20 protein-coding genes are annotated in these 24,410 nt (G+C 66.0%); 14 read left to right on the top strand and 6 right to left on the bottom strand.

All coding sequences use genetic code 11. From position 1 onward, the window contains the following. Nucleotides 1-111: 111 nt before the first annotated feature. Entirely contained in the window at nucleotides 112-1,590 is a 1,479-nt protein-coding gene (gene iaaH / locus AC0Z35_RS19725; protein ID WP_485132553.1) for an indoleacetamide hydrolase, read from the bottom strand. 214 nt (nucleotides 1,591-1,804) lie between these two features. Here iaaH and AC0Z35_RS19720 point away from each other — a divergent pair, with 214 nt between their 5' ends. Genes AC0Z35_RS19720 through AC0Z35_RS19705 form a run of 4 tightly spaced genes read left to right on the top strand, consistent with a single transcriptional unit; the run spans nucleotide 1,805 to nucleotide 6,442 of the window. Next, entirely contained in the window at nucleotides 1,805-2,533 is a 729-nt protein-coding gene (locus AC0Z35_RS19720) for a FadR/GntR family transcriptional regulator (protein WP_485132552.1), read from the top strand. A 29-nt stretch (nucleotides 2,534-2,562) separates the two neighbouring features. Next, a complete protein-coding gene (locus tag AC0Z35_RS19715; protein ID WP_485132551.1) occupies nucleotides 2,563-3,600 on the top strand; it encodes an L-idonate 5-dehydrogenase in 1,038 nt (345 codons plus the stop codon). Nucleotides 3,601-3,659: 59 nt separating this feature from the next. After that, nucleotides 3,660-4,871, top strand: a complete 1,212-nt coding sequence (manD, locus tag AC0Z35_RS19710) for a D-mannonate dehydratase ManD (protein ID WP_314365387.1) — start codon at nucleotides 3,660-3,662, stop codon at nucleotides 4,869-4,871. Beyond that, nucleotides 4,859-6,442: a mannitol dehydrogenase family protein gene (locus tag AC0Z35_RS19705; protein WP_485132550.1), complete on the top strand. Its 1,584-nt coding sequence runs from the start codon at nucleotides 4,859-4,861 to the stop codon at nucleotides 6,440-6,442. Before manD ends, AC0Z35_RS19705 begins: the two co-directional genes overlap by 13 nt. A 104-nt stretch (nucleotides 6,443-6,546) precedes the next feature. Here the strand turns inward: AC0Z35_RS19705 and AC0Z35_RS19700 are convergent, their stop codons facing one another. Next, nucleotides 6,547-7,317: a class I SAM-dependent methyltransferase gene (locus AC0Z35_RS19700; RefSeq protein ID WP_104144779.1), complete on the bottom strand. Its 771-nt coding sequence runs from the start codon at nucleotides 7,315-7,317 to the stop codon at nucleotides 6,547-6,549. A gap of 93 nt (nucleotides 7,318-7,410) precedes the next feature. Between AC0Z35_RS19700 and AC0Z35_RS19695 the strand changes: the two genes are divergently transcribed. After that, entirely contained in the window at nucleotides 7,411-8,241 is an 831-nt protein-coding gene (locus tag AC0Z35_RS19695; RefSeq protein WP_485132549.1) for a helix-turn-helix transcriptional regulator, read from the top strand. Nucleotides 8,242-8,271: 30 nt separating this feature from the next. On the opposite strand, the gene mutY is transcribed toward AC0Z35_RS19695, so the two are convergent. Then, nucleotides 8,272-9,351 carry an A/G-specific adenine glycosylase gene (gene mutY / locus AC0Z35_RS19690; RefSeq protein WP_162941147.1) on the bottom strand — a complete coding sequence of 360 codons (1,080 nt, stop codon included), beginning with the start codon at nucleotides 9,349-9,351 and terminating at the stop codon, nucleotides 8,272-8,274. Nucleotides 9,352-9,524: 173 nt separating this feature from the next. On the opposite strand from mutY, the gene AC0Z35_RS19685 reads away from it, so the two are divergent. After that, nucleotides 9,525-13,136, top strand: coding sequence for an indolepyruvate ferredoxin oxidoreductase family protein (locus AC0Z35_RS19685; RefSeq protein WP_485132548.1), 3,612 nt, complete (start codon nucleotides 9,525-9,527; stop codon nucleotides 13,134-13,136). A 682-nt stretch (nucleotides 13,137-13,818) separates the two neighbouring features. On the opposite strand, the gene glpK is transcribed toward AC0Z35_RS19685, so the two are convergent. Both glpK and AC0Z35_RS19675 read right to left on the bottom strand, forming a co-directional pair. After that, nucleotides 13,819-15,339 (bottom strand): glycerol kinase GlpK, encoded by a 1,521-nt coding sequence (gene glpK / locus AC0Z35_RS19680; protein ID WP_485132547.1) that lies wholly within the window; start codon nucleotides 15,337-15,339, stop codon nucleotides 13,819-13,821. After that, entirely contained in the window at nucleotides 15,326-16,708 is a 1,383-nt protein-coding gene (locus tag AC0Z35_RS19675) for a DHA2 family efflux MFS transporter permease subunit (protein WP_370512782.1), read from the bottom strand. Before AC0Z35_RS19675 ends, glpK begins: the two co-directional genes overlap by 14 nt. 171 nt (nucleotides 16,709-16,879) lie before the next feature. Between AC0Z35_RS19675 and AC0Z35_RS19670 the strand changes: the two genes are divergently transcribed. The 4 genes from AC0Z35_RS19670 (at nucleotide 16,880) to AC0Z35_RS19655 (ending at nucleotide 19,610) form a co-directional block, all read left to right on the top strand. Beyond that, nucleotides 16,880-17,068: a DUF3460 family protein gene (locus tag AC0Z35_RS19670; protein WP_046807375.1), complete on the top strand. Its 189-nt coding sequence runs from the start codon at nucleotides 16,880-16,882 to the stop codon at nucleotides 17,066-17,068. Between the two features lie 17 nt (nucleotides 17,069-17,085). Continuing rightward, on the top strand, nucleotides 17,086-17,976 hold the full coding sequence (locus tag AC0Z35_RS19665) for a segregation and condensation protein A (RefSeq protein WP_046807376.1): 891 nt from the start codon (nucleotides 17,086-17,088) through the stop codon (nucleotides 17,974-17,976). A 36-nt stretch (nucleotides 17,977-18,012) separates the two neighbouring features. Further along, nucleotides 18,013-18,867, top strand: coding sequence for a pantoate--beta-alanine ligase (gene panC, locus AC0Z35_RS19660; protein WP_046807377.1), 855 nt, complete (start codon nucleotides 18,013-18,015; stop codon nucleotides 18,865-18,867). A gap of 128 nt (nucleotides 18,868-18,995) precedes the next feature. Beyond that, the gene (locus AC0Z35_RS19655; RefSeq protein ID WP_485132546.1) at nucleotides 18,996-19,610 is read left to right on the top strand and encodes a response regulator transcription factor; all 615 of its coding nucleotides are present in this window, start codon (nucleotides 18,996-18,998) and stop codon (nucleotides 19,608-19,610) included. A gap of 86 nt (nucleotides 19,611-19,696) precedes the next feature. Here the strand turns inward: AC0Z35_RS19655 and AC0Z35_RS19650 are convergent, their stop codons facing one another. Continuing rightward, on the bottom strand, nucleotides 19,697-20,464 hold the full coding sequence (locus AC0Z35_RS19650; RefSeq protein ID WP_046807378.1) for a copper resistance protein NlpE N-terminal domain-containing protein: 768 nt from the start codon (nucleotides 20,462-20,464) through the stop codon (nucleotides 19,697-19,699). Between the two features lie 205 nt (nucleotides 20,465-20,669). On the opposite strand from AC0Z35_RS19650, the gene AC0Z35_RS19645 reads away from it, so the two are divergent. The 4 genes from AC0Z35_RS19645 (at nucleotide 20,670) to AC0Z35_RS19630 (ending at nucleotide 24,408) form a co-directional block, all read left to right on the top strand. Next, nucleotides 20,670-21,533 carry a prepilin peptidase gene (locus AC0Z35_RS19645; RefSeq protein WP_120153672.1) on the top strand — a complete coding sequence of 288 codons (864 nt, stop codon included), beginning with the start codon at nucleotides 20,670-20,672 and terminating at the stop codon, nucleotides 21,531-21,533. Between the two features lie 23 nt (nucleotides 21,534-21,556). Further along, a complete protein-coding gene (gene coaE / locus AC0Z35_RS19640) occupies nucleotides 21,557-22,174 on the top strand; it encodes a dephospho-CoA kinase (RefSeq protein WP_104144771.1) in 618 nt (205 codons plus the stop codon). Nucleotides 22,175-22,243: 69 nt separating this feature from the next. After that, nucleotides 22,244-22,996, top strand: a complete 753-nt coding sequence (gene zapD, locus AC0Z35_RS19635) for a cell division protein ZapD (protein ID WP_485132545.1) — start codon at nucleotides 22,244-22,246, stop codon at nucleotides 22,994-22,996. A gap of 137 nt (nucleotides 22,997-23,133) precedes the next feature. Next, entirely contained in the window at nucleotides 23,134-24,408 is a 1,275-nt protein-coding gene (locus tag AC0Z35_RS19630) for an MdtA/MuxA family multidrug efflux RND transporter periplasmic adaptor subunit (RefSeq protein WP_120153677.1), read from the top strand. Nucleotides 24,409-24,410: the final 2 nt, after the last annotated feature.

Below are 24,410 nucleotides of genomic sequence, written 5' to 3'. Positions count from 1 at the left end.
GCGCAATCATGCTCGCCGTGGTGGGCGCCGCAGCAGGTAAGACCAGGTCGAGGCGCACCGGCGCAAGCACGATGCCTCGACCCGTTTGTTTGTCACGCGTGTCGTCTATCGTCAGGCCGACGGCGGGGCGATGCGGCCCAGGATGCGTTCAAGGGTCAGCCCAATCGCCAGCACCGCGCGGTCTGCGTTCGGCAGCGCGTCTATCTCCAAGCCCACGGGCAAGCCTTCTTTCGACAACCCGGCCGGGATGCTCAAGCCCGGCAGCCCGGCGTTGCTGCCCGGGTCCACGTTGCGGGCCAGGCGGCTGAACGCTTCGAAGCTGCTGGCCTGCGGCGTAGCGGGCAGCGGCAGGATCGGCAGCGTGGGAAACAGCAGGCCGTCCAGCCGGTGTTCCTTGAACGCGCGGCGATAGACGTCGATGAGTTCATCGCGCTGGTGCGAGATCACGCGCTCGTACAAGGGTTGCAGCGCCAGTACCTGACCATCCGGGGTGGGCAATACGCCGGGCACGATCAAGCCTTCAAAAATGCCTTTGACATCGGGGCTGGATATCCGCGCCACCACCTCGTCAAAGCTCACGCCCGTGTCGTAGCGTTGCAGGTAGTCGGTCAGGTCCGGCTTTTGTTCATACAGGCATAGTGGCATGCCGACCGCGGCGTTGGCGGCAGGCAGCTCGGGCATGTCGATCTCCACCAACTGCACGCCCGCGTCGCGCAGCTTTTGCAGCGCGGCGTGGGTGACCTCGCGCACCTGGGGTTCCAGGTCGTTCCAGAAATAGCTGGCCAGGCCCAGGCGCACGTTTTCAGCGGCAAGGGGCGCAAGCGGTGCGTTGTCGTCGGCCAGCACGGCATCCAGCAGCACGATGTCGTCCATGCTGTTGGCAATGGGGCCCGGGGTATCGCGGGTATGCGAAATGGGCGTGATGCCCGCGCCGTCATAGCGCCCGACGGACGGCCGGAACCCCACGGCGCCGTTCACCGACGCCGGCAGCCGCACCGATGCGCCGGTGTCGGTGCCCATGGCGGCCGGCGTCAGGCGCGCGCCCACGGCGGCGCCGCTGCCCGACGACGAGCCGCCTGCGATGCGGCTGGTGTCATAGGCGTTGCGCGTGCCGTCTCCCAACGGGCCGGGAAACGCGGTGTTGTAGCCCGACACGCCAAACGCCAGTTCATGCATGTTGGTCTTGCCAACGATGACCGCGCCCGCCGCGCGCAGCCGCTGCACCACCGGCGCGTCCTCGGCCGGGCGGAACGACTTCAGCGCGGGCGTGCCGGCCGTGTTGGGCAGGCCGGCAACGTGGATGTTGTCTTTGATGGCGATGGGTACGCCGCCCAACGGGCCGCCGTGCGGTTGCGCGTCGTAGGCGCGGGCCTGGGCCAGTGCGCCATGGTGGTCCACGGTAATGAAGGCGTTCAGCGCGGCGTGGGCGTCGATACGGGTCAGGCTGGCCTGGGTCAGCGCTTCGCTGGACAAGCGGCCCTCACGGATCAGGGCCGCGGCCTGGCCGACGGTCAGGGCGGCCAGCACGTCGTCGCCGTGAGCATGAGGCAAGGGCGGCGCGGAGGTGGGCTGCTTGGATGAATCGGACATGGCGCGGTTCCCTTAGGCACGGTTGATGGAACCGCCATCTATACCGTTAGCGGGCGGGCGTGTCGAGCGCGGCCGCTACGCCTGGCCACCCAGGACTTGGTTCACGGGGGGGGCGCCGACTGTTTACCGACGGTTTGCCGACGGGCTACTGGTAAACCATGATGCCTAGGATTGGTGAACCAAATATTATTTGGTCAGACCACTTCAATATGCCATGACGCTGCAACTCATCCCCAAACCCGAAGAGCCGGCCAGCAAGCCCGCGCCGGACCGCGCCTACGTGCGGCTGGCCGCGCAGATCCACGCCCTGGTCGCCCAAGGCGAATTCGCCGTCGGCAAGCGGTTGCCGGCCGAACGCGCGCTGGCTGAACGCTTTGATGTCAGCCGCACCGCGCTGCGCGAAGCCATCATCGCGCTGGAACTGCAAGGGGTCGTGGAAGTGCGGGGCGGGTCGGGTATTTATGTCTGCGAACCCAAGCCCGGCGTGGCCCGCCTGCCGCCCGCGCAGGAAGCGGGGGCCGGGCCGTTTGAACTGCTGCGGGCGCGCTGCCTGATCGAGTCCGAGGTGGCGGCGCTGGCCGCCACGACGCGCACCGATGCCGACCTGGACCGCATCTTCGAGGCGCTGACCACCATGCGCGAGCAGATGACGGACAAGGCGGCCAACCAAGAGGCCGACCGGCGCTTTCACCTTCTTATCGCGCAGTCCACCGGCAATAGCGTGTTGCTGGCGACGGTAACGTCAATGTGGGACCAGGCCCAAGGCCCGATCTGGGAAAAGATAGAACAGCATTTCCATTCGCAGGATTTGCGTCAGGCATCGCAGCAAGACCATCAGCGAATTTTCAGCGCGCTGGTTGCGCGCGATGCGCAGGCGGCCAGGCTGGCGATGCGTGCGCACCTGGAACGCGTCATCGGCGAATTCGCCCAGGGGTGGCGATAGCGCATCCCGTCACATAGGGGCACACCAGCATGTTGAATTGCGCAATTCATGGTGCACAGGATCTGCGTCTGGACGTACAGGCGCCTGAAGCGTTGGGCGCGACGCAGGTGCGCGTGGCCATCAAGGCGGTGGGCATCTGCGGGTCGGACCTGCATTACTACCGTCATGGCAGGGTGGGCGACTTTGTCATCCGCGAACCGCTGACGCCCGGCCACGAGGCCTCTGGCCAGGTGCTTGAAGTCGGCGCCGCCGTTACCGCCGTGAAGCCGGGCGACCGCGTGGCGCTGGACCCGGCCCGCACCTGCGGCGTGTGCCGCTATTGCCGTCAAGGCGATTCCAACCACTGCGAAGCGGTGCATTTTTTTGGTAGTGCCAGCCGCTATCCGCACATGCAGGGCGCCATGCGCGAACAGGTTGTGGTGCAGGACGCGCAATGCCTGCCCGTGCCGGATAGCTTGTCGTTCGAACTGGCGGCCTTTGGCGAACCCCTGGCCGTGGCGCTGCACGCGGTGCGCAGCGCTGGCAGTCTGCTGGGCAAGTCGGTGATGGTGGTGGGGGCCGGCCCCATCGGCGCCTTGATCCTGATGGCGGCGCGGCTGGCCGGCGCCAGCCGCGTGACGGTGGTGGACATCGTGGATGAAACGCTGGCCGCCTGCGCCCGCGTGGGCGCCACGCGCACCATCAATGCCGCTACCGACCCCGGCGCCATCGACGCGCTTGCCGCGGGCAAGGGCACGGTCGACGTGTGCTTTGAAGCGTCCGGCAATTACGCGGGGTTGGCCAACTGCATCCGCGTCACGCGCCCGCGCGGCGTCATCGTCACGGTAGGAACCTTGAACGGCAGCAGCGACCAATGCCCGTTCAATCAGATCATGGTGAAAAGCCTGTCGGTGATCGGCAGCTTTCGCTTCGTCGACGAGTACGCCTGGGCGGTGGATTACCTGAGCCGTGGCGTACTGGACGTGTCGCCGCTGCTGACGGCGGCGGTGCCGGTGCGCAACGTGCATGACGCCTTCGCGCTGGCGGCCGATCGGCATTTGGCGATGAAGGTAATGGTGACGTTCTGACGCGGCCTGCTCCGGCCAACCCCTATCCCTGCCCCCCGCTGTCTACTCGGAAAACCACAATGAAAATTACGAATGCACGCGTGATCGTTTGTTCGCCGGGCCGCAACTTCGTGACCCTGAAGATAGAGACCGACCAGGGGCTGACGGGCATCGGCGACGCCACCTTGAACGGGCGCGAACTGGCGGTGTCGGCGTATCTGACCGAACACGTGATCCCCTGCCTGATCGGGCGCGACGCGCATCAGATCGAGGACATCTGGCAGTACTTGTACAAAGGTGCGTACTGGCGGCGCGGCCCGGTCACCATGACCGCGATCGCCGCCGTGGACACCGCGCTATGGGACTTAAAGGCCAAGGCGGCCGGCATGCCGCTGTATCAGTTGCTGGGCGGCAAGAGCCGCAGCGGCGTCATGGTTTACGGCCACGCCAATGGCTCGGACATCGAGCACACGCTGGATGAAGTGTTGCGCTATGCCGACATGGGCTATCACGCCATCCGCGCGCAAAGCGGGGTGCCGGGGCTGGACAAGGTCTATGGCGTGGGGCGCGGCAACCTGTTCTACGAGCCCGCCGACGCCGACCTGCCCAGCGAACATGACTGGTCCACCGAAAAATACCTGCGTCACACGCCGCAACTGTTCGAACGCATCCGCGACAAGCTGGGCTTTGATCATCACCTGCTGCACGATGTGCATCACCGCCTGACGCCGATCGAAGCCGGGCGGCTGGGCAAGTCGCTGGAACCCTACAACCTGTTCTGGATGGAAGACGCGACCCCGGCTGAAAACCAGGACGCCTTTCGCCTGATCCGGCAGCACACGACCACGCCGCTGGCCGTGGGCGAGATCTTCAATTCCATCTGGGATTGCAAGGACCTGGTGCAGAACCAGCTGATCGACTACATCCGGACCACCGTGGTGCACGCGGGCGGCATTACGCATCTGCGCCGTATCGCGGACCTGGCCGCGCTGTACCAGGTGCGCACCGGCTGCCACGGCGCTACCGACCTGTCGCCGGTGTGCATGGGCGCGGCGTTGCATTTTGACCTGTGGGTGCCCAACTTCGGCATCCAGGAATACATGCGCCACACCGAGGAAACCGACGCCGTCTTTCCGCACGCCTATACGTTCAACCAGGGCATGCTGTACCCCGGCGACGTGCCGGGCCATGGCGTGGACATCGATGAAGCGCTGGCGGCCAAGTACCCCTATAAACGTGCTTACCTGCCGGTCAACCGCTTGCAGCAGGACGGCACGCTGTGGAATTGGTAGCGGCCGACGCCGCGCGGCTTGCGCCTGAGCGATTGGCCTCATTGCCCGATGCGGTGACGCGGCCCACGTATGACCGGGCCGCCTTGCGCGTGGGCATCGTGCATCTAGGCTTGGGGGCATTCGCGCGCGCGCATCTGGCGGCGGTCAACGAGGCCGCGCTGCATGCGGGCGCGGGCGTGGACGTGGACGTGGGCTGGGGCATCTGCGGCGTGTCGTTGCGGCAGACGGACACGCGCGATGCGCTGGCGCCGCAAGCGGGGTTGTACGCGTTGGCGCTACGCAGCGCGAGCCAGGGCGCAGGTTTGGGCGCAGGCGCGGGCGGCGGCCTGCAACAGCAGATTGCGGTGATCGGCTGCCTGATCGAAACCCTGGTCGCGCCCGAAGATCCCAACGCCGTCCTGACGCGCATCGCCCATGCGGACACGCGAATCGTCAGCGTGACCGTGACCGAGAAGGGCTATTGCCACGATCCGGCCACTGGCCGGTTGAACCTGCAACACCCCGACATCGTGCACGACCTTGCCCATCCGCTGGCGCCGCGCAGCACCATCGGTTATCTGGTGTGGGGCTTGCAGCAGCGGCGCGCGGCGGGGCGGGGCGCAATCACCTTGATGTCGCTGGACAACCTGCCCGGCAACGGGCATCTGCTGCGCGGCATGGTGCTGGCGTTTGCGCGGCAGCTTGACCCGGCCCTCGCGGCATGGATCGATGCCTCGTGCGCGTTCCCGTGTTCCATGGTGGACCGCATCGTGCCTCGTACAACCGACGAGGATCGCCGCGCCGTGGCACGCGCGCTGGGCCTGCACGATGCGTGGCCGGTAGTGGGCGAGCCCTATCTGGAATGGGTGGTCGAAGACCAGTTTGCCGCCGGTCGGCCGGACTGGGCGGCGGGCGGCGCGCGTTTCGTGTCGGATGCCGCGCCGTTTGAAACCTTGAAGCTGCGCACCGTCAACGGCCTGCATTCGGCGCTGGCCTATCTGTCGGTGATGGCGGGCTGGGCGACGGTGGACGAAGCGATGGCCCAGCCGGCGCTGAAGGCTTATCTGGCCGCGTTGATGCAGGACGAAATCGTGCCGACGCTGCCCACCTTGCCGGGCCTGGACCTGGCGCATTATCAGCAGCGGCTGTTGCAGCGCTTCGAGAACCCGGCGTTAAAACACCAGACTCGGCAGATTGCGATGGACGGTTCGCAGAAGCTGCCGCAACGCTTGCTGGACACCGTGCGTGCCCGCTTGGCGGCGGATATGCCGATCGACAAGCTGGCGCTGGCGGTGGCCGCGTGGCTGCACTTCTTGCGCGGCGTTGACGAGGCGGGGCGGCGTTATGACATCCAGGACCCGATGGCGGCAGAGTTGGCGCAACGGCTTGCCGAGGCGGAGCGTGCCGTTGATGCCCGCAGCGCCGGGCCGGCCGCCATGCAAGCCTGGACCGAAACGCTAATCGGCGTGACCGCGGTGTTTGGCGACTTGGGCGACGACCCGCGCTTTGTGCGGGCCGTGTCGCAAGCTGCGCATGCGCTGCGCACGCGGGGCGTGGCGGGGGCGCTGAGCGCGCAGGGCCTGCTTACGTAGGCCTGCACGTAGGCCTGCACCTAGGCCTGCACCTAGGCCCGTTTACGTGTGGCCTGTTTCGGTATGGGCTGTTTCCGTATGGCCTGTTTCCGTAGCCGTGTTCATCACCCCGGCTTTTTCACCACGATCGTCGCCGTGTCGCTGGTGAACGAGCCGTCGTCCTGCACATCGAAATGCGCGCGCACCACATCGGGCGCAATGCTGAACATATGGCGCAACGCCGCAACCAACGTGTCCGGCGTGCGCATGCGCGTCACCCAGGTCTGGAATTCCAGCGGCAGGCGGCGCGGCGACAGGCCCTGCAAGGTGAAGCCTGCCTCGGTCAGCATCCGCGTCCATTCGGCCACGGAATAGTCGCGCACGTGGGACGTGTCGCGCAACACTTCAATCGTTTGCAGCCAGGTGTCCAGCAGCGGCTCGCCGGGCGAGACCACGTCGGCAAACACGGCGATGCCGCCGGGCTTGAGCACGCGGAACGCTTCGCGCAGACCACGGCCGGCGTCCTGCCAGTGGTGGGTGGAATAGCGCGACATCACCACGTCGAATTCGCCATCGGCAAAGGGCAGGTATTCGGCCTTGCCCTGGCGCGTGGCCACGTTGGCCAATCCGCGCTTGGCGGCTTCACCGGCCACCACGTCCAGCATCTGCTGGGACAGGTCGTAGGCGGTGACGGCCTGGACTTCGGGCGCCACGTGAAACGTCACGTGGCCGCCACCACAGCCCAGGTCCAGCACGCGTGCCTGTGGGTGTTCGCGCGCGATGCCGGCCATTTGCAGCAGGTCTTCGCCCTGGGCGTGGACGGCGCTGGTCAGGTACGCCGTGGCGCGGGGGCTGAACTGGCGGTCGACGGCGGCGTCGTGGGTGCTGGCGGTCATGAAATTCCTTGGTTGGCGTTGTGCGGGGTGTAAGGTGCAGGCGCTAAGATAGGCCGGCCTTTATACACGTACAAGTCCATTGCTTATCCTGGTATGACTACTCCCCCCCAAAGCGCGGCCAACCAAGATGGATCGCCCCTGCGCCGCCAGGCGCTAGGCGAATTCGTGCGCAGCGCGCGGTCGCGCATTACGCCCCAGATGGCGGGTCTACCCGAAGGCATGCGGCGCCGCACGCCGGGCCTGCGACGCGAAGAAGTGGCGCAACTTTGCGGGATCAGCGTCACCTGGTACACGTGGATCGAGCAAGGCCGGGAAGTCTCGGTGTCGCCGTCCGTGTGGTCGCGCATCGCGGGTGTGCTGCAACTGGCGCGCGCCGAACGCGCCTACCTGTTCGACCTTGCCGACTGCGCCGACCCCCAGCACGCGCGCGATGACGCAGGCGCCGCGCCCGGCCCTTTGCAGGAATGCGTGGACGCCATCAACGCGCCGGCCTATGTGCTGGACCGCGCGTGGAATGTGCTGGCGTGGAACGAGCCGCTGCGCGACCTGTTCGACAACTGGCCCAAGCGCGATGCCGAACCGAATCTATTGCGCTACATCTTCCTGGACCCGGCCGCCCGTGACCTGGTGGTGGATTGGGATCAGCGCGCGCGCCGCGTGGTGGCGGAATTTCGCGCCGACGCGGGCGCGCATCTGGATGAGCCAGCCGTGCTTGGCCTGCTGGACACGCTGAATCGCCAAAGCCCGGTGTTCGCCCATTGGTGGACGCGCCATGCGGTGGTGGAACGCGAAGGCGGCCTGCGTGAATTCCAGCATCCCCGCGACGGCAAGCTGGCGTTTCAGCAGATCACGTTCCGACTGGCCACGCACCCCGACCTGAAACTGGTGATGCTGTTGAGCGGCTCGGCGCCTGAAGACAGATAGTTCGCGGGGCGGCCGCGAGCTGCCTTTTTTTCAGCGCTTGGCCGTGCAGAACAGGCTGTCCTGCATGCCCGCGTCGACCAGCCCCTGCAATAGTTTCTTGACCGGCGCGGGCAGCGCCATGGATGCCAGCTTGTCGGCGGGCACCCAGCGTTCCGGCACGGGCGATTCGCGCAAGCGGGCGGCGCGCACGGGCACCAGCCACGGACGGATGTGCAGGCGATAGTGCGTGAACGTGTGGGCGAAAGCGGCCAGTTCGAAGCGCTGTTCCGGTTCCAGTCCCAGCGCCCGCGAGGCGGCGTCGGGGTCGCCGGCCACGTCGAATTCAGGCAGGCTCCACAGGCCGCCCCAGATGCCCGGTTCAGGCCGCTGCTGCAACAGGAAAGCGCCCTGGTGCTGCAACACCAACATGCCGGTCTCGCGTTCAGGAATCGCCTTGCGTACCTTGGGTGTGGGCAGTTCGGCCTGGCGGCCTTCGCGGCGGGCGACGCAGGTGTCCGCCATGGGGCAGCGTTCACAGGCGGGCTTGCCGCGCGTGCACAGCGTGGCGCCCAGGTCCATCAAGCCTTGCGTGTAGGCGGCCATGTCCAGCCCGGGGGCCGCTTCGACCTGCGCGTCGGCCAATGCCCACAAGCGAGTTTCGACCTCGCGCTTGGCGGGGTCGCCGGCAATGCCGAAGTGGCGCGTGAAGACGCGCTTGACGTTGCCGTCCAGGATGGGCGAGCGCTCGCCGTAGGCGAACGCGGCGATGGCGGCGGCGGTGGACCGGCCGATACCGGGCAGCGTGGCGATGGCTTCGGCCGAAGGCGGAAAGCGTCCGTTCCACAGTTCAGCGATCTGCACCGCGCAGCGATGCAGGTTGCGCGCGCGGGCGTAGTAGCCCAGCCCGGCCCAATACGGCATCACGTCTTCCTGGCTGGCGGCGGCCAGCGCGGCCACGTCCGGAAAACGCTGAAGGAAACGTTCGTAGTACGGGATGACGGTGGCCACTTGCGTCTGCTGCAACATGATCTCGGATAGCCAGATCCGATAGGGGTCACGCGTGTTTTGCCAGGGCAGATCGTGGCGGCCGTGCTGGCGTTGCCAGGCGACGATTCTCGGGGCGAAGTCCATGGCGGCAATTATCGCATCGCCCTATTGCCGGGGTGGGGGCGACCGGTTACAACTATCGGCACTACAGCGCTAACGCGCCACGACTTCACTTTCACGGCCCTTGTTGGCCCGCGTGACCGTCAAGCGAGGCGGCTCGCGAAGCTGGAGGGGGCCTCCAGGATTTTGGAGTACACATGAATGCCCCCCTGCCAGCCGCCGTACGCACGGCGCTTGAATCCGTCCAACTTGACGACAAGTACACCCTGGAATCCGGCCGCGCCTGGATGAGCGGCATCCACGCCCTGGTGCGCCTGCCCATGATGCAGCGCGTGCGCGATGCGCGGGCGGGGTTGAACACCGCGGGCTTCGTGTCCGGCTACCGGGGTTCTCCGCTGGGTGGGGTGGACCAGAACATGTGGAAGGCGGCCAGGCACTTGAAGGCGCACCACATTGAATTTCAGCCGGGCGTCAATGAAGACCTGGCCGCCACGGCGGTCTGGGGCTCGCAACAGGTGAACCTGTTTCCGGGCGCCAAGTACGACGGCGTCTTCGGCATGTGGTACGGCAAGGGGCCGGGCGTGGACCGCTGCGGCGACGTCTTCAAGCATGCCAACGCCGCGGGCACGTCGCGCCATGGCGGCGTGCTGGTGGTGGCGGGCGACGACCATCCGGCCAAGTCTTCGACCTTGCCGCACCAAAGCGATCACATCCTTAAGGCGTGCATGATTCCGGCGCTGTTTCCGTCCAGCGTTCAAGAGGTGCTGGATTACGGGCTGCACGGGTGGGCGATGAGCCGCTATGCGGGTGTGTGGGTAGGCATGAAGTGCATTACCGACATCGTTGAAGTGTCGGCGTCGGTGGACGTGGACCCGCATCGCGTGCAAATTCAGTTGCCGGAAGATTTCATGTTGCCGCCCGACGGCCTGAACATCCGGGTGCCCGACACGCCGCTGCAACAAGAGGCGCGGCTGTTGGACTACAAGCTGTACGCGGCGCTGGCGTACGCGCGCGCCAACAAGCTGAATCGCGAGCTGTGGCAGGTGCCGCAACGCGATGCGCGCTTTGGCATCATGACGTCGGGCAAGGCGTATCTGGACACGCGCCAGGCGCTGTCGGACTTGGGCTTGACCGAGGCCGTGTGCCAACGCATCGGCCTGCGCTTGTACAAGGTGGGTATGGTGTGGCCGCTGGAGTCCGCCGGCATGCAGCAGTTTGCCGACGGTCTGGACGAGATTCTGGTGGTCGAGGAAAAGCGCCAGGTGCTGGAATACCAGCTGAAGGAAGAGTTGTTCAGCTGGATCGGCAGCGGCAAGAAGATTCCCCGGGTAGTGGGTAAATTCGACGACAAGGATGGCGGTGAGTGGTCGGTGCCGCAGGGCAACTGGCTGCTGTCGGCGCATTACGAGTTTTCGCCCGCGATGGTGGCGCGCGCGATTGCGGCGCGGCTGCTGCGCTTTGCGTTGCCGGACGATGTGCGCGCGGGTATCGAGGCGCGGCTGCAATTCATTCAGGATCGCGAACAGGCGCTGGCACGGCCGCGCGTGGTGCAGGAGCGCAAGCCGTGGTTCTGTTCGGGCTGTCCGCACAATACGTCGACGCGTTTGCCGGAAGGTTCGCGCGGGATGGCGGGCATTGGCTGCCACTACATGGTGCGGTGGATGGACCGCAATACCGAGGTGTACACGCAGATGGGCGGCGAGGGGGTGCCCTGGATAGGGCAGGCGCCGTTCACGGAAGAAAAACACGTGTTCGCGAACCTGGGCGACGGCACGTATTTCCATTCGGGGCTGTTGGCGATCCGCGCGGCGGTGGCGGCGAAGGTGCCCATCACCTACAAGATTCTGTTCAACGACGCGGTGGCGATGACGGGCGGGCAGCCGGTGGACGGACCCATCAGCGTGCCGATGATTTCGCGGCAGATGGCGGCCGAGGGAATCGAGAAAATCGTGGTGGTGACGGACGAGCCGGACAAGTACAAGGACGCGCCGGGTTTGGCGCCGGATGTTCCGGTGCTGCATCGTGATGAGCTGGACGCGGTGATGCGCGATTTGCGCGAGCATCCGGGCGTATCCGTGCTGATCTACGACCAGACCTGTGCAACGGAAAAGCGGCGTCGCCGCAAGCGCGGCGCGTATGCGGACCCGGCGCGGCGCGTGGTCATCAACGAGCGCGTGTGCGAAGGCTGCGGAGACTGTTCAACGGCGTCGCATTGCCTGTCGGTGGAGCCGCTGGAAACGGAGTTTGGGCGCAAGCGCAAGATCAATCAATCCAGCTGCAATAAGGACTTTTCCTGTTTGAAGGGCTTTTGCCCCAGCTTCGTGACGGTGGAAGGCGGCAAGCTGAAGAAGCCGCAGGCGTTGTCGCAGGAAGGCGTCGTCGACGAGGGCGTGCCGGAGCCGCGCGTGCCGGTGCCGGATCACGCTTATGGCGTGTTTATCGCGGGCGTGGGCGGCACGGGCGTGGTGACGATCGGGCAGTTGTTGGGCATGGCGGCGCATCTTGAGGGCAAGGGCTGTTCGGTGCTGGACATGGCGGGTCTGGCGCAGAAGGGCGGCGCGGTGTATTCGCATGTGGTGCTGGGGCAATCGCCGGAACATCTGTTGAATACGCGCGTGGCGATGGGCGAGGCCGATCTGGTGCTGGCGGGCGACTTGGTGGTGGCGACCAGCGCGGACAGCATGGCGCGGGTGTGCCCGGGCCGCACGAAGGTGCTGTTGAACAGCGACACCGCGCCCACGGCGGCGTTTGTGTCGAACCCGGACTGGACGCTGCCGGGCGCGGACCTGACGGCGGATCTGCAAGCCGCGTGCGGCAAGGACAATTTGTACGCGGTGGATGCGGCGGCGATGGCGGTGGTGTTGTTGGGCGACGCGATCTACTCCAACCCGTTGATGATGGGATATGCGTATCAAAAGGGCTGGCTGCCGTTGTCACGCGAGGCGTTGCTGCGGGCAATTGAATTGAACGGTCAGCAGGTGGCGAACAATCAGGCGGCGTTTGCGTGGGGGCGCCGCGCGGCGCACGACCCGGCGGACGTGATGCGGTTGATGGCGAACGGCGGGGTGCCGTTGGCGGGGCCGCAAGACATCATCGAGCTCAAGCGGCCGCGCAGCGCGGCGCCGGTGACGGACTTGAAAAAGCCAACCGGTGAATTGGCGCAGGTGGTGGCGGTGCGCAAGGCGTTTCTGACGCAATACCAGGACGCGGCGTATGCCAAGCAGTACACGGACCTTGTCGACAAGGTGGCGCGCGCGGAACAGGAAGCCACGGGCACGCATCGGTTGGCGGTTGCCGTGGCGCGCAACTATTTCAAGCTGATGGCCTACAAGGACGAATACGAGGTGGCGCGGCTGTATTCGGATGGGGAGTTCGTGAAGAAGATCGGGGAACAGTTCGAAGGGGACTGGAAGCTGCACTTCCATCTGGCGCCGCCGCTGTTCTCGCGGCGCGACAAGGCGGGGCATTTGGTCAAGCGTGCTTATGGGCCGGGGATGCTGAAGGTGTTCGGGGTGCTGGCAAAGATGCGACGGTTGCGGGGGACGCGGTTGGATGTGTTCGGGTATACGGCGGAGAGGCGGGCAGAGCGCGAGCTGATACGGGAGTATCGGGAGACGTTGTCGGCGATTTTGGTGAAGTTGAATCGGGGGAATCTGGAAAGGGCGGTGGCGTTAGCGCGGGTGCCGGAGGAGATTCGGGGGTATGGACATGTGAAGGAGGAGGCGGTGGCGCGGGCGGCTTTGGTGCGGGAGGAGTTGTTGAAGGAATTTAGTGCGAGGGTGGTGGCGATTGGGGTTCGGGCGGCTTGAGGGGGGATGGGGTGGGAGTTGAGGTTGGGGGGGATGCTGGGTTTTGATGCTGGGATTTGAAGCTTGGATTTGAAGCTTGGATTTAGGGCCAGGGGCGGTTTGGGTCTTTGGAGCGGAGCAGGTTCTTTTGACGCCTGGCGCGGCGGCGGCGCGGGGCGGCGGGTCAACGATTGCGGTCCGGAGCCTTCGCTCCGGACTGCCCCGTCGTCATCTTCGTCCGCCTTCGGCTCCCTTCAGATTCCCTCGGGCTTATCGACTCCCCGCCACCCCGCGCCACCACCACGCCAGGCTGCGTCAGTTGGCGCTGAGGGGGGCTGGGGAGGGGGGGCGTTCTTTTGGTTCTTGCCTACTGGAGGGGTGGGGCGGAAGGGCTTGCGGGGCCCGCCCCAGGCCGGCCGCGCGGGCGGCCTTTTGGGGCTTACGCGGTTGTGGTGCGTCGGGGCGGGGGCGCTGCGCGAATGCGGCGGTTGTGGTGCGTCGGGGCGGGGGCGCTGCGCGAATGCGGCGGTTGTGGTGCGTCGGGGCGGGGGCGCTGCGCGAATGCGGCGATTGTGGTGCGTCGGGGCGGGGGCGCTGCGCGAATGGGGGGGATTGTGGTGCGTCGGGGCGGGGGCGCTGCGCGAATGCGGGGATTGTGGTGCTTCGGGGGGGGCGGGCGCTGGTTTTGCGCCCCGGTCCGCCTTCAGGCGGGCGCGCTCCAACCTTTGGAGAGGTCTACGGCTTGGCGCCAGCGTTTCATTCTGGCGTCGCGTACGGCTTGGGGCCAGGTGGGGGTGAAGGTGCGTTCGGCCTGCCATTTGGAGGCGAACTCTTCCAGGTTGCTCCAGAAGCCTACCGCCAGGCCCGCCAGGCCGGCGGCGCCCAGGGCGGTGGATTCGGGCACGCGGGGGCGGACGACGGGGACGCCTAGCAGGTCGGCTTGCATTTGCATCAGCAGGTCGTTGCGGGCGGCGCCGCCGTCTACGCGCAGTTCGGTCAGCGCGATGCCGCTGTCGCCGTTCATGCAGGTCAGCAATTCAGCGCTTTGCAGGGCGATGGATTCCAGTGTGGCGCGGGCGATGTGGGCGCGGGTGGTGCCGCGGGTCAGGCCCACCAGGGTGCCACGGGCGTAGGGGTCCCAGTGGGGGGCGCCCAGGCCGGCGAAAGCGGGCACCATGAAGACGTCGTCGGTGTCGGAGACGCTGGCGGCCAGGGATTCGATTTCTTCGGAACGCTGGATGATGCCCAGGCCGTCGCGCAGCCATTGGACGGCGGCGCCGGCAACGAACACGCCGCCTTCCAGCATGTAGGTGGGCTTCCACTTGCCGGCGTCGGCTTGGGGCAGGCCCCAGCCCACGGTGGACAGTAGGTGGTTCTTGGATTGCACCGGTTGGTCGCCGACGTTCATCAGCATGAAGCAGCCGGTGCCGTAAGTGTTCTTTGCCATGCCGGCCGTGAAGCAGGCCTGGCCGAAGGTGGCGGCCTGCTGGTCGCCGGCTACGCCCGCAATGGGGATCGAACCGCCCAGCCATTCGGGCAGGGCGTCGCCCACGACGGCACTGCTGGGCGCGATCTTGGGCAGCACGCTGCGCGGGATGTTCAGCAAGGCCAGGATGTCGTCGTTCCAGTCTTGCGTGTGCAGGTCGAACAGCATGGTGCGCGACGCGTTGCTGCAATCGGTGCTGTGGACGGCGCCGCCAGTCAGTTGCCAGATCAGCCAAGTGTCGACGGTGCCGAATGCCAGTTCGCCGCGTTCGGCCATCTTGCGGGCGCCGGGCACGTGGTCCAGCAGCCAGGCAAGCTTGGTGCCGGAGAAGTAGGCGTCCACGACGAGGCCGGTGCGCGATTGCAGGAAGTCGGCGTGGCCGTCGCGGCGCAACTGGTCGCACAGCGGTGCGGTGCGGCGGTCTTGCCAGACGATGGCGCGGGCCAGCGGGCGGCCGGTGGCGCGTTCCCAGATCAGCGTGGTTTCGCGCTGGTTGGTGATGCCGATGGCGGCCACGTCGGCGGCGGTGGCGCCAGCGTTGCGCAGGGCTTCGCGGGCCACGTCCAGTTGGCTGTGCCAGATTTCGTTGGCGTCGTGTTCAACCCAGCCGGGCCGGGGGTAGTGCTGGCGGAATTCACGCTGGCCGACACCGCGGACCACGCATTCGCGGTCGAACACGATGGCTCGGGAGCTGGTCGTGCCCTGGTCCAGGGCTAGGACAAATTCATTCGTCGTCACTTTTTTTGGCGCCGTTCAGGTGTGCCCCGGCTTGCGGATCGAGGCGTCTAAAGGAAAGGGTCGAGACCATGCACATCAGCCCGATGACGATAAAGCCGGCGACGACGTCGCTGATCGCCAGCGTTTCGGCGCCGCGCAACGTCATGCTGACGTTCAGCGTCACCGCGGCCACGCCCACGCCCAGGCTGATGCCCAGTTGCTGCGCCATGGCGGCAAAGCTGCTGGCGCGGCTCATCTGGGACGGCGGGATGTCGGCATAGGTTAGCGTATTTACCCCGGTAAATTGCAGCGACCGGAAGAAGCCGCCGACAAGCAAAATGGCGATCATCAGCCACACCGGCGTGGTGGGCGTGAAGGTGGCGCAGACCATGATGAACACGCCGGTCAACAGGGCGTTCACGGTCAGCACGCGCCGGAAACCGAAGTGGCGGACGATGGGCGTGGCCACGAATTTCATCAGCAGGGCGCCGGCGGCGCTGGCAAAGGTGATGAGGCCGGCAGAAAACGGGGTCAGGCCAAAGCCCACTTGCAGCAGCATGGCCAGCAGGAAGGGGGTGGCGCCCACCGCAAAGCGGCACAGGTTGCCGCCCAGCGTCGAGATGGCAAAGGTGGGAATCCGCATCAAGGACAGGTCGATGATGGGGTGGTCGATGCGCCGGGCGTGCCAGGCGTACAGGAAACCGCACGCGGCGCCCACGGCGATCAGGCCCAGCAGCATGGGCAGCGGCATGATGTCGCGGCCGATGGCTTCAAAGCCGCTGACCAGCGCGGCCAGGCACACCGCGCTGAGCAGAAAGCCCAGCCAGTCCAGGCGCGGGGCGGATGCTTCCTTGATTTCAGATACATAGCGCAGCACCAGCGCAATACCCAGCACGCCGATGGGGATGTTGATCAGGAAAATCCAGTGCCACGACATATAGGTGACCATGAAGCCGCCCAGCGGCGGGCCGATCACCGGACCCAGCAGGGCCGGGATGGACAGGAATGACATGGCCTTGAGCAGGTCTTGCTTGGGCACGGTACGCAGCAGGATGATGCGACCTACGGGCACCATCATGGCGCCGGCCATCCCCTGGACGATGCGGGCCACGACCAGCTGGGGCAGGTCCTGAGACAGGGCGCAGGCAACGGAACTTAGCGTGAACAGCCCGATGGCGGCCACAAATACGCGGCGCGCGCCGTAGCGGTCGGCCGCCCAGCCGCTGACGGGCACGAACACGGCCACCGAGAGCAGGTAGGACGTAATGGCCACGTTCAGCCGCACGGGGGTGGAGCCCAAGGCGCGGGCCATGGCGGGCAGGGCGGTAGCCACCACGGTGGCGTCCAGCATCTGCATGAACAGCGCGCAGCCGACAATGAAGGGAATCATGCGCGCTGCGCGCACCGCATCCGGGGTTGAGGGGGGTGCGGGATTGGCTGCGGCGACGGATTCGGCTGACATGGCGGAGGGGGGCGTTGGGTGCCTGACGATTGTAACGCCGGGGAATTGGCCCCGCGTGAAGTAAACTCGTCGGATCTGCAACCTACTGAAATTGGCGTCATGGCGACCAACTACGAATCCGAGATCACCCTTTTCCTGAAAGACTTCAAGCAGTCGCACCCTGGCACGGAAGAACGCCAGCGTGAAGGCCGCGCCCGTCTTTGGGACAAACCGCAAGATCCGGAACTGCTCGAAGGCTTCCGCGCGGCCCGCGTGCCGCAAAAACCGTACGTGTATTCGGCAGACTGATTCCCGTTGCGGCAGACATGTCCCGTAACCCTTCAGTCCCTGGCGAGGCACTGGCCAAGCTAGTGGAACCGCCTGTGGACAGCACGCCAGACACCGTCGACAGCGTGGCGTTCGCGCGCCTGTACGGCGAGCCGCTGTTCCAGATGCCGACGGATCTGTACATTCCGCCGGACGCGCTGGAGGTGTTTCTTGAGGCGTTCGAAGGGCCGCTGGACTTGTTGCTGTACCTGATCCGCAAGCAGAACTTCAACGTTCTGGACATCCCGATGGCGGATGTCACGCGGCAGTACCTGTCTTATGTGGACCAGATCCGCATCACCAATCTAGAGCTGGCCGCCGAATATCTGCTGATGGCGGCCATGCTGATCGAGATCAAGTCGCGCATGCTGCTGCCGGTCAAGAAGACCGACACCGGCGAAGAGCCCGAAGACCCGCGCGCCGAACTCGTGCGTCGCCTGCTTGAATACGAGCAGATGAAGCTGGCCGCGCAAAAGCTGGACAAGCTGCCGCAACTGGGCCGCGATTTTGTCAGCAGCCAGGCCGTGGCGGACCTCAGCGTTGAACGCATGATGCCCGAGGTCAGCGTGGACGATCTGCGCCTGGCCTGGGCCGACATCATGAAGCGGGCCAAGCTGAACCAGCACCACCACATCACGCGTGAACAGCTGTCGGTGCGCGACCACATGACGCATATCCTGCGGCGCCTGAACGATGTGCGCTTCATGGAATTTGGCGACCTGTTCATGGAGCGCGTCCGCGAAGGCGCGCCGGCGGCTGTCGTCGTCGTGCATTTCATCGCCATGCTGGAACTGGCTCGCGAATCCCTGCTGGAAATTACGCAGGCCGAGCCTTATGCGCCCATCTATGTCCGCCTGGCTTACACCAGCGTGGCGGCGGTCGCGGCCTGATCCTGACCGGGCTGCCCCCAACCCCGGAGAGTTCCCTTGAAAGTCGTACACACCATCCAGGAATTGCGCGATCACCTGCGCGGCCAGAACCGCGTGTCGTTCGTGCCCACGATGGGCAATCTGCACGAAGGCCACCTGTCGCTGATGAAGCTGGCGCGCCAGCATGGCGACCCCGTCGTCGCCAGCATCTTCGTGAACCGGCTGCAATTCGGTCCGAACGAGGACTTCGACCAATACCCGCGCACGCTGGCGGCTGATATTGAAAAGCTGGAGCAGGCGCGCGACGTCTACGTGCTGTTCGCGCCGAATGAGCGCGAGATGTATCCCGAGCCGCAGAACTACCGTGTGCAGCCGCCGGACGATCTGGGCGACATCCTGGAAGGCGAGTTCCGTCCGGGCTTCTTCGAGGGCGTCAGCACGGTGGTGCTCAAGCTGTTCTCGTGCGTGCAGCCACGCGTGGCCGTCTTCGGCAAGAAGGACTACCAACAGCTGATGGTCGTGCGCAATATGTGCCGCCAGTTTCAGCTGCCGGTCGAGGTGCTGGCCCATGAAACGGTGCGCGCGGATGACGGCCTGGCGCTGTCCTCGCGCAACCGCTACCTGACTCCGGAAGAACGCGCCGAAGCGCCCGCGCTGTATGCGGGCTTGCAGAAGATCGGCCAGCGTCTGACGCAGGGCGAGCGCAATGCCGAAGCCCTGGAGCGCGACGCCATTGACGAGCTGACCCGGCGCGGCTGGAAGGTCGATTACGTGGCCCTGCGCCGCCAGCGCGATCTGAAGCGCCCCGAGGCTGCCGACTTGCAGGCCGGCGAGCCGGTCGTTGTGCTGGCCGCCGCGAAGCTGGGCGCGACGCGTCTGATCGACAACCTGGAATTGGCCTACACGGCCTGATCCCGCATGAACAGGGTAGGGACCGCAGATTGCGGCATCCCGACCCCTGACAGAATTGCTAGCTTTCGCCGTTATTAGGGGGAGGGCAGACTTCTTGTAATCCTACATTGCAAAAAACGAGTCGCCCCATGCGTGTTCCCCGTCCCGACCTTGATGCAGCGCTTGTCGCCTTGACGCCCCGCGAAAGGCAGATCGTCGACTATGTGGCGGCCGGCAGGCCGAACAAAGTGATCGCCATCGACCTGGGTATTTCGCTGCGCACGGCGGAAGCCCATCGCGCCCGCATCTTCGCCAAACTACATACCCGCAACGCCATGGAGCTGGCCTGCCGCCTGTGCGCGCACGGCCGTTCCGGGGCGTCGCCCATTCTCGAAGCCGCGGCAGTGGATGCGGCGTTGGCTGCCGAGCGGGGTGCCGGGGTGGGTGCTGAGCGGGGTGCTGAGCGGGGCGCGGCCACGGGTTCACGGCCCGCGCTGGGTATGGCTGGAGGCAGGCCGATGACTGGCTCTCCCACGCTGCCCGCCGACGCAAATTTGCCCATCGTCTCGCAGCCGATCATCCCCGGGATTTATTCCGCCGCCATGTTCCCCCCTATGGCGTCCAGCACGACGCTGCACGAACCGCCGCTGGGATATGGAGTCGATCCCGCAGCATCTGATGACCCGACGGACGACCCGACGGACGACCCCACGGATGGCCCCACGGATGACCCCACGGACGACCCTGCGGACACTCATGATTAGCCGGCACGGGGCCCAAAAAAACGCCGGGCCCGCGAACAAGGTGTTCGGCGGGCCCGGCGGGATCGGGTTGTTGCGTTATGCCGGCGTTACGGGCACTTGGGCGCCGCGGCCTTGGCCAACTCGTCGATCGGGTCCAGATCCGGCTGGCGGGTCAGGTTGTAGTTCAAGTTGGGCGTTTGGCCGGCGATCGAACGCACGCGCAGCACGTTGTTGGCGGCCACCACGAACTCGGCGCGGACGTTACCGTTGCCGTCCATCATGATGACGCGCGGCGGGCGTTCGTCGGTGGCGTCCCAGCAACCCTGTTCGGTTACGGCGGGGCCCTTGTTCGGGTCGTTTTCCAGGTAGGCCGTGCGGCCACGCCAACGGCCGTTGGGCGCCAGGGTCAACGTCACGCGCTGCGCCGTGCATTGCATGGCGGGCGAGAAACACGGCAACGTGCCCATGTAGGTCTGCGGCTGTGGCACCAGGCTGTGGGCCGCGGCATTGGGCGGGGCAGCCGGGGCGGGCGTGGAAGCGGCAACGGCGGCGCTGTTGTCGGCGCCTTCCGGAACAGGCTGGCCGTCTTCCGTGGTCTGGCCACCGGCAGCGGCTTGCGCGGCTTGGTTCTGGGGTTTGCGGGCGTCGGGCTTCAGGGCGATTTGCACTTGCGACGGCGCGCGGATGACGCTGCGGTAGCCGGCGCCCGAACCCTGGTACTGGGCATCGGTCACCGTGCTTTCAGCCGGGGGGTCGTAATAGCCTTCGGTTTTTTGCTGGGCGCAGCCTGCCGCACCTAGTGCGGTACCGGCCAGCAGCAGCCCCATGACGCTGAGTTTGCGGGATCGGGTAACGATGTCGACGCGGGCGGTCATGGCAGCTTATCCGTGAATTGAGTCTGTCTCCGATTTTACGCACTTATGCGAAGATTCGATACGTTCCCTTAGCCACTCTTGGGTGTAGTCAGTACTTTATGCACAATAAACGACACGGCCGCCGTTTTGCTGTCGGCCTTTTGGCCGACGGACAGGGCGCGGGATCTGGCGCTGGGTCTGGCGCGCGCCTTCGTCGCGGGCGGGCATGAACGTGCTGCGACACGCTTTCGATATTCCCTTGGGCGCCTTCATTGCGCTGGCCGCGTTGGCGGGCTTGTTCGTCGGCAATTGGCTGACCGTGCTGACCTATCGGCTGCCTCGCATGATGGAACGCGAATGGCAGGCGCAATGCCTGGACGCGGTGGGCCGGGCGCGGCCCGACAGCCCCGACGGTCTGTTCCATCCGGCATCGCATTGCCCTGCCTGCAACGCGCCGGTGCGTGGCTGGAGGCGGCTGCCGGTGTTGGGCTGGCTCTTGCTGCGGGGCCGCTGCGCCGCGTGCGATGCCGTGATTGCGTGGCGCTACCCCGCCATTGAATTGCTGACCTGCCTGGTGTTCGCCGCCTGCGCCTGGCGCTACGGCGCCACGCCCGTCGCCTTGTGCGCCATGGGCTTGTCGGCCATGCTGATCGCCTTGGGCTGGATCGATTTTGAAACCACGCTGCTGCCTGATGTGCTGACGCAGCCGCTGGTCTGGGCCGGCCTGCTCGTCAACCTGTTCGGCACCTTCACCACCTTGCCGCTGGCAGTGATCGGCGCGGTGGCCGGCTATGTGTTCCTGTGGGTTATCTTCCATCTGTTCCGGCTGCTGACCGGGCGCGAAGGCATGGGCTATGGCGACTTCAAATTGCTGGCCGCGCTGGGCGCCTGGTTTGGCGCCGAGTCGCTGCCGATGCTGTTGCTGGCGGCCTCGTTGGTGGGCGTGTTGATCGGCGGCGCGCTCACGCTCAGCGGTCGCGCGGGCCGGGGGCAGCCGCTGCCTTTCGGACCCTACCTGGCATTGGCCGGTATCGTGATGTTGCTGTTGGGTGGCGACGAGGGCTTGTGGTTGTTGATGCGCCAGGCGTGAGCCGGCGGGAAAGGATAGGCATCATGTTCAAGATTGGGCTGACGGGCGGCATCGGGTCGGGCAAGTCCCGCGTGGCCGACATGCTGGCGGACTGGGGCGCAACGCTGGTCGACACCGATGAAATCGCGCGCGCGCTGACCGCCGCGAATGGCGCGGCCATGCCCGCCATCGCGACCGAGTTCGGCGCCGATGCGTTGACCCCGGACGGTGCGCTGAACCGCGACTGGATGCGCGAGCGCGCCTTCGCCGACCCCGCCGTGCGGCAGCGGCTTGAAGCCGTGCTGCATCCCATCATCTCCGAAGAAACACGGCGCCAGGCGGCGGCCGCGACCGGATCGTATCTGGTCTTTGTGGTGCCGCTTTTGGTGGAGTCCTTAAAGCGGTGGCGCGGGCGCGTTGACCGCATCTGCGTGGTGGACTGCGACCCCGACACACAGGTGGCTCGCGTGCAGGCTCGCAGCGGGCTGACGGAGCCCGCCATCAGGCGTATTATGGCGGCACAGGCTGCGCGGCAAGTCCGCCTGGAGTCCGCTGACGACGTCATCATGAACGACGGCGCCACAACACCCGAGCAATTGCGCGCGCAGGCAAAGACCTTGCATGACCGCTGGCTTGCGCTGGCGACCACCCAGGGCCGGTAAGCGCAAGCGGGCCGGCACCCTTCCACATCCCGGCCGGCTGGCTGACCACTGATGGGCCTGTAAAAAAGCGTGATTGTTTACGAATACCCCTTCAATGAGCGCATCCGCGCCTACCTGCGATTGGAATACCTGTTCGACAGGTTGTTCTTCTTTGCTCAGGCAGGGGATTCACGCCAACATCAGGTTGCCGTTACTTCTCTTTTCGATTTGCTTGACGCCTGCGAACGCACGGACGTGAAAGGCGCCGTGCTGCAAGACCTTGAACGCCAGCGCATGGCGCTGGTGGGTCTGCGCGATCACCCCGGCGTGGCGCAGGATGCGCTGGAAGCCATGCTGCGCGAACTGGAAAAAGTGGCCACGGCATTGGCCGCGCCCGGCAAGACCGGCCAGTCGCTGCGCGAAAACGAATGGTTGACCAGCCTGCGTGGTCGCTTGTCCGTGCCGGGCAGCGCCACGCAGGTCGACATGCCGTCCTACTTTGCCTGGCAGAACAAATCCGAAGCCGCCCGCCTTGCGGACCTTCAGGCCTGGATCTCACCGTTTCTTGCCCTGTACGACGGGCTGACGCTGGCGTTGCGGCTGCTGCGCGAGTCCGGCCGCAAGACCGACATCGTGGCCGAGCAGGGCGCCTACCAGCAGATGCTGGGCGGCAAGCAGTTTCATCTGCTGCGCGTGTGGGTCGACCCCGAGCAAGGCGTATTCCCCGAGATCAGCGCCAATAAGTACATGATCTGGATACGTTTTTCCACGCAAGACGGCGAATTCAAGCCCCAGCAGGTGGCCCGCGACGTCGCCTTTCAGATGACGTTGTGCAGCTCGTAGGCTGCTGCCTTGCCCGCCTACGGCCGCCGCAAGGCTGATTCTTGTTGCGGCCAGTTTCAACTGGCGCCCGCGATGCGCGAAACGGAACCCGACTAGTAGACAATACGGCTTTCTGCATTAGTGCCGGAACCGTTTCCATGTCCGAAAGTCGTCCTGTTTCCCCACCGTCCCGCTGGACCCGCCGCCGCATTGGCGGCTTGGTCGTGTTGCTGCTGGTGGTTGCCGGTATTGCCTGGCTGGTGCTGCGGCCCTCTGCCAAGCAGGGCGGTCCGGCCGGCGCGCGAGGCCCGGGCGGCGGCCGGCCCCCCGCGGCCGCGATGGCCAACCTGCCCGTGCCGGTGCGCATCGCAACCGCCACCAAGCAGGACATCGACATCTACCTGAAGTCCCTGGGCACCGTCACCGCGTACAACACGGTCACGGTGCGCAGCCGCGTCAGCGGCGAACTGGTCGATGTGAAATTCCAGGAAGGCCAGCAAGTGAAGGCCGGCGATGTGCTGGCGCAAGTCGACCCGCGCGCCTTCCAGGTGGCGCTGGACCAGGCGCGCGGCACGCAGATGCAGAATCTGGCCCAGCTTGAAAACGCGCGGCGCGACCTGCAACGCTATCAAGCCCTGTTCAAGCAGGACTCCATCGCCAAGCAACAGGTCGACACCCAGGCCGCGCTGGTGCGCCAATACGAAGGCACCGTCAAAAGCGACCAGGCCAACGTGGACAACGCCAAGTTGCAGCTGGATTACGCCCGCATCACCGCGCCCATCAGCGGCCGGCTGGGCCTGCGCCAGGTGGACCGGGGCAATCTGGTGTCCAGCTCCGATACCAATGGGCTGGTTGTCATTACCCAGACCCAGCCCATCTCCGTCGTCTTCACGCTGCCGGAAACCCAGCTGCCCGAAGTGCGTGGCGAAATCGCGGCCGGCCGAACCTTGGCCGTTGACGCGTACGACCGCGCCGACACGCGCCGTATCGCCACCGGCGTGCTGGAAACGCTGGACAACCAGATCGACGTCACCACCGGCACCTTGAAACTGAAGGCCAAGTTTGAAAACGCGGACGACGCGCTGTTCCCGAACCAGTTCGTCAACGTGCGCCTGCACGTGCTGACGCGCAAGGACGTCACCGCCGTCCCCACCGCCGCCATCCAGCAAGGCTCGGCCGGCGCCTTTGTGTTCCTGGTGCAGCCGGACAACACCATCGCCGTGCGCCAGGTCAAGCTGGGCGCCATCAACAACGGCATGGTCGCCGTGAACGAAGGGCTGCAACCGGGCGACCGCGTCGTCACCGAAGGCACCGACCGCCTGCGCGCCGGGGCCAAGGTTGAAATCGTGGGCGGCGCCGAAGTCATTCCCGCCACCCGCGACAAGACGCTGGGCGCGGGCGCCCCTGCCGGCACCACGCCGCCGTCCAAATAAGC

It is taken from the genome of Achromobacter sp. 1L-A-4-B-C2 (genome assembly GCF_057291955.1).
This window is presented reverse-complemented; position numbering and strand designations above follow the sequence as displayed.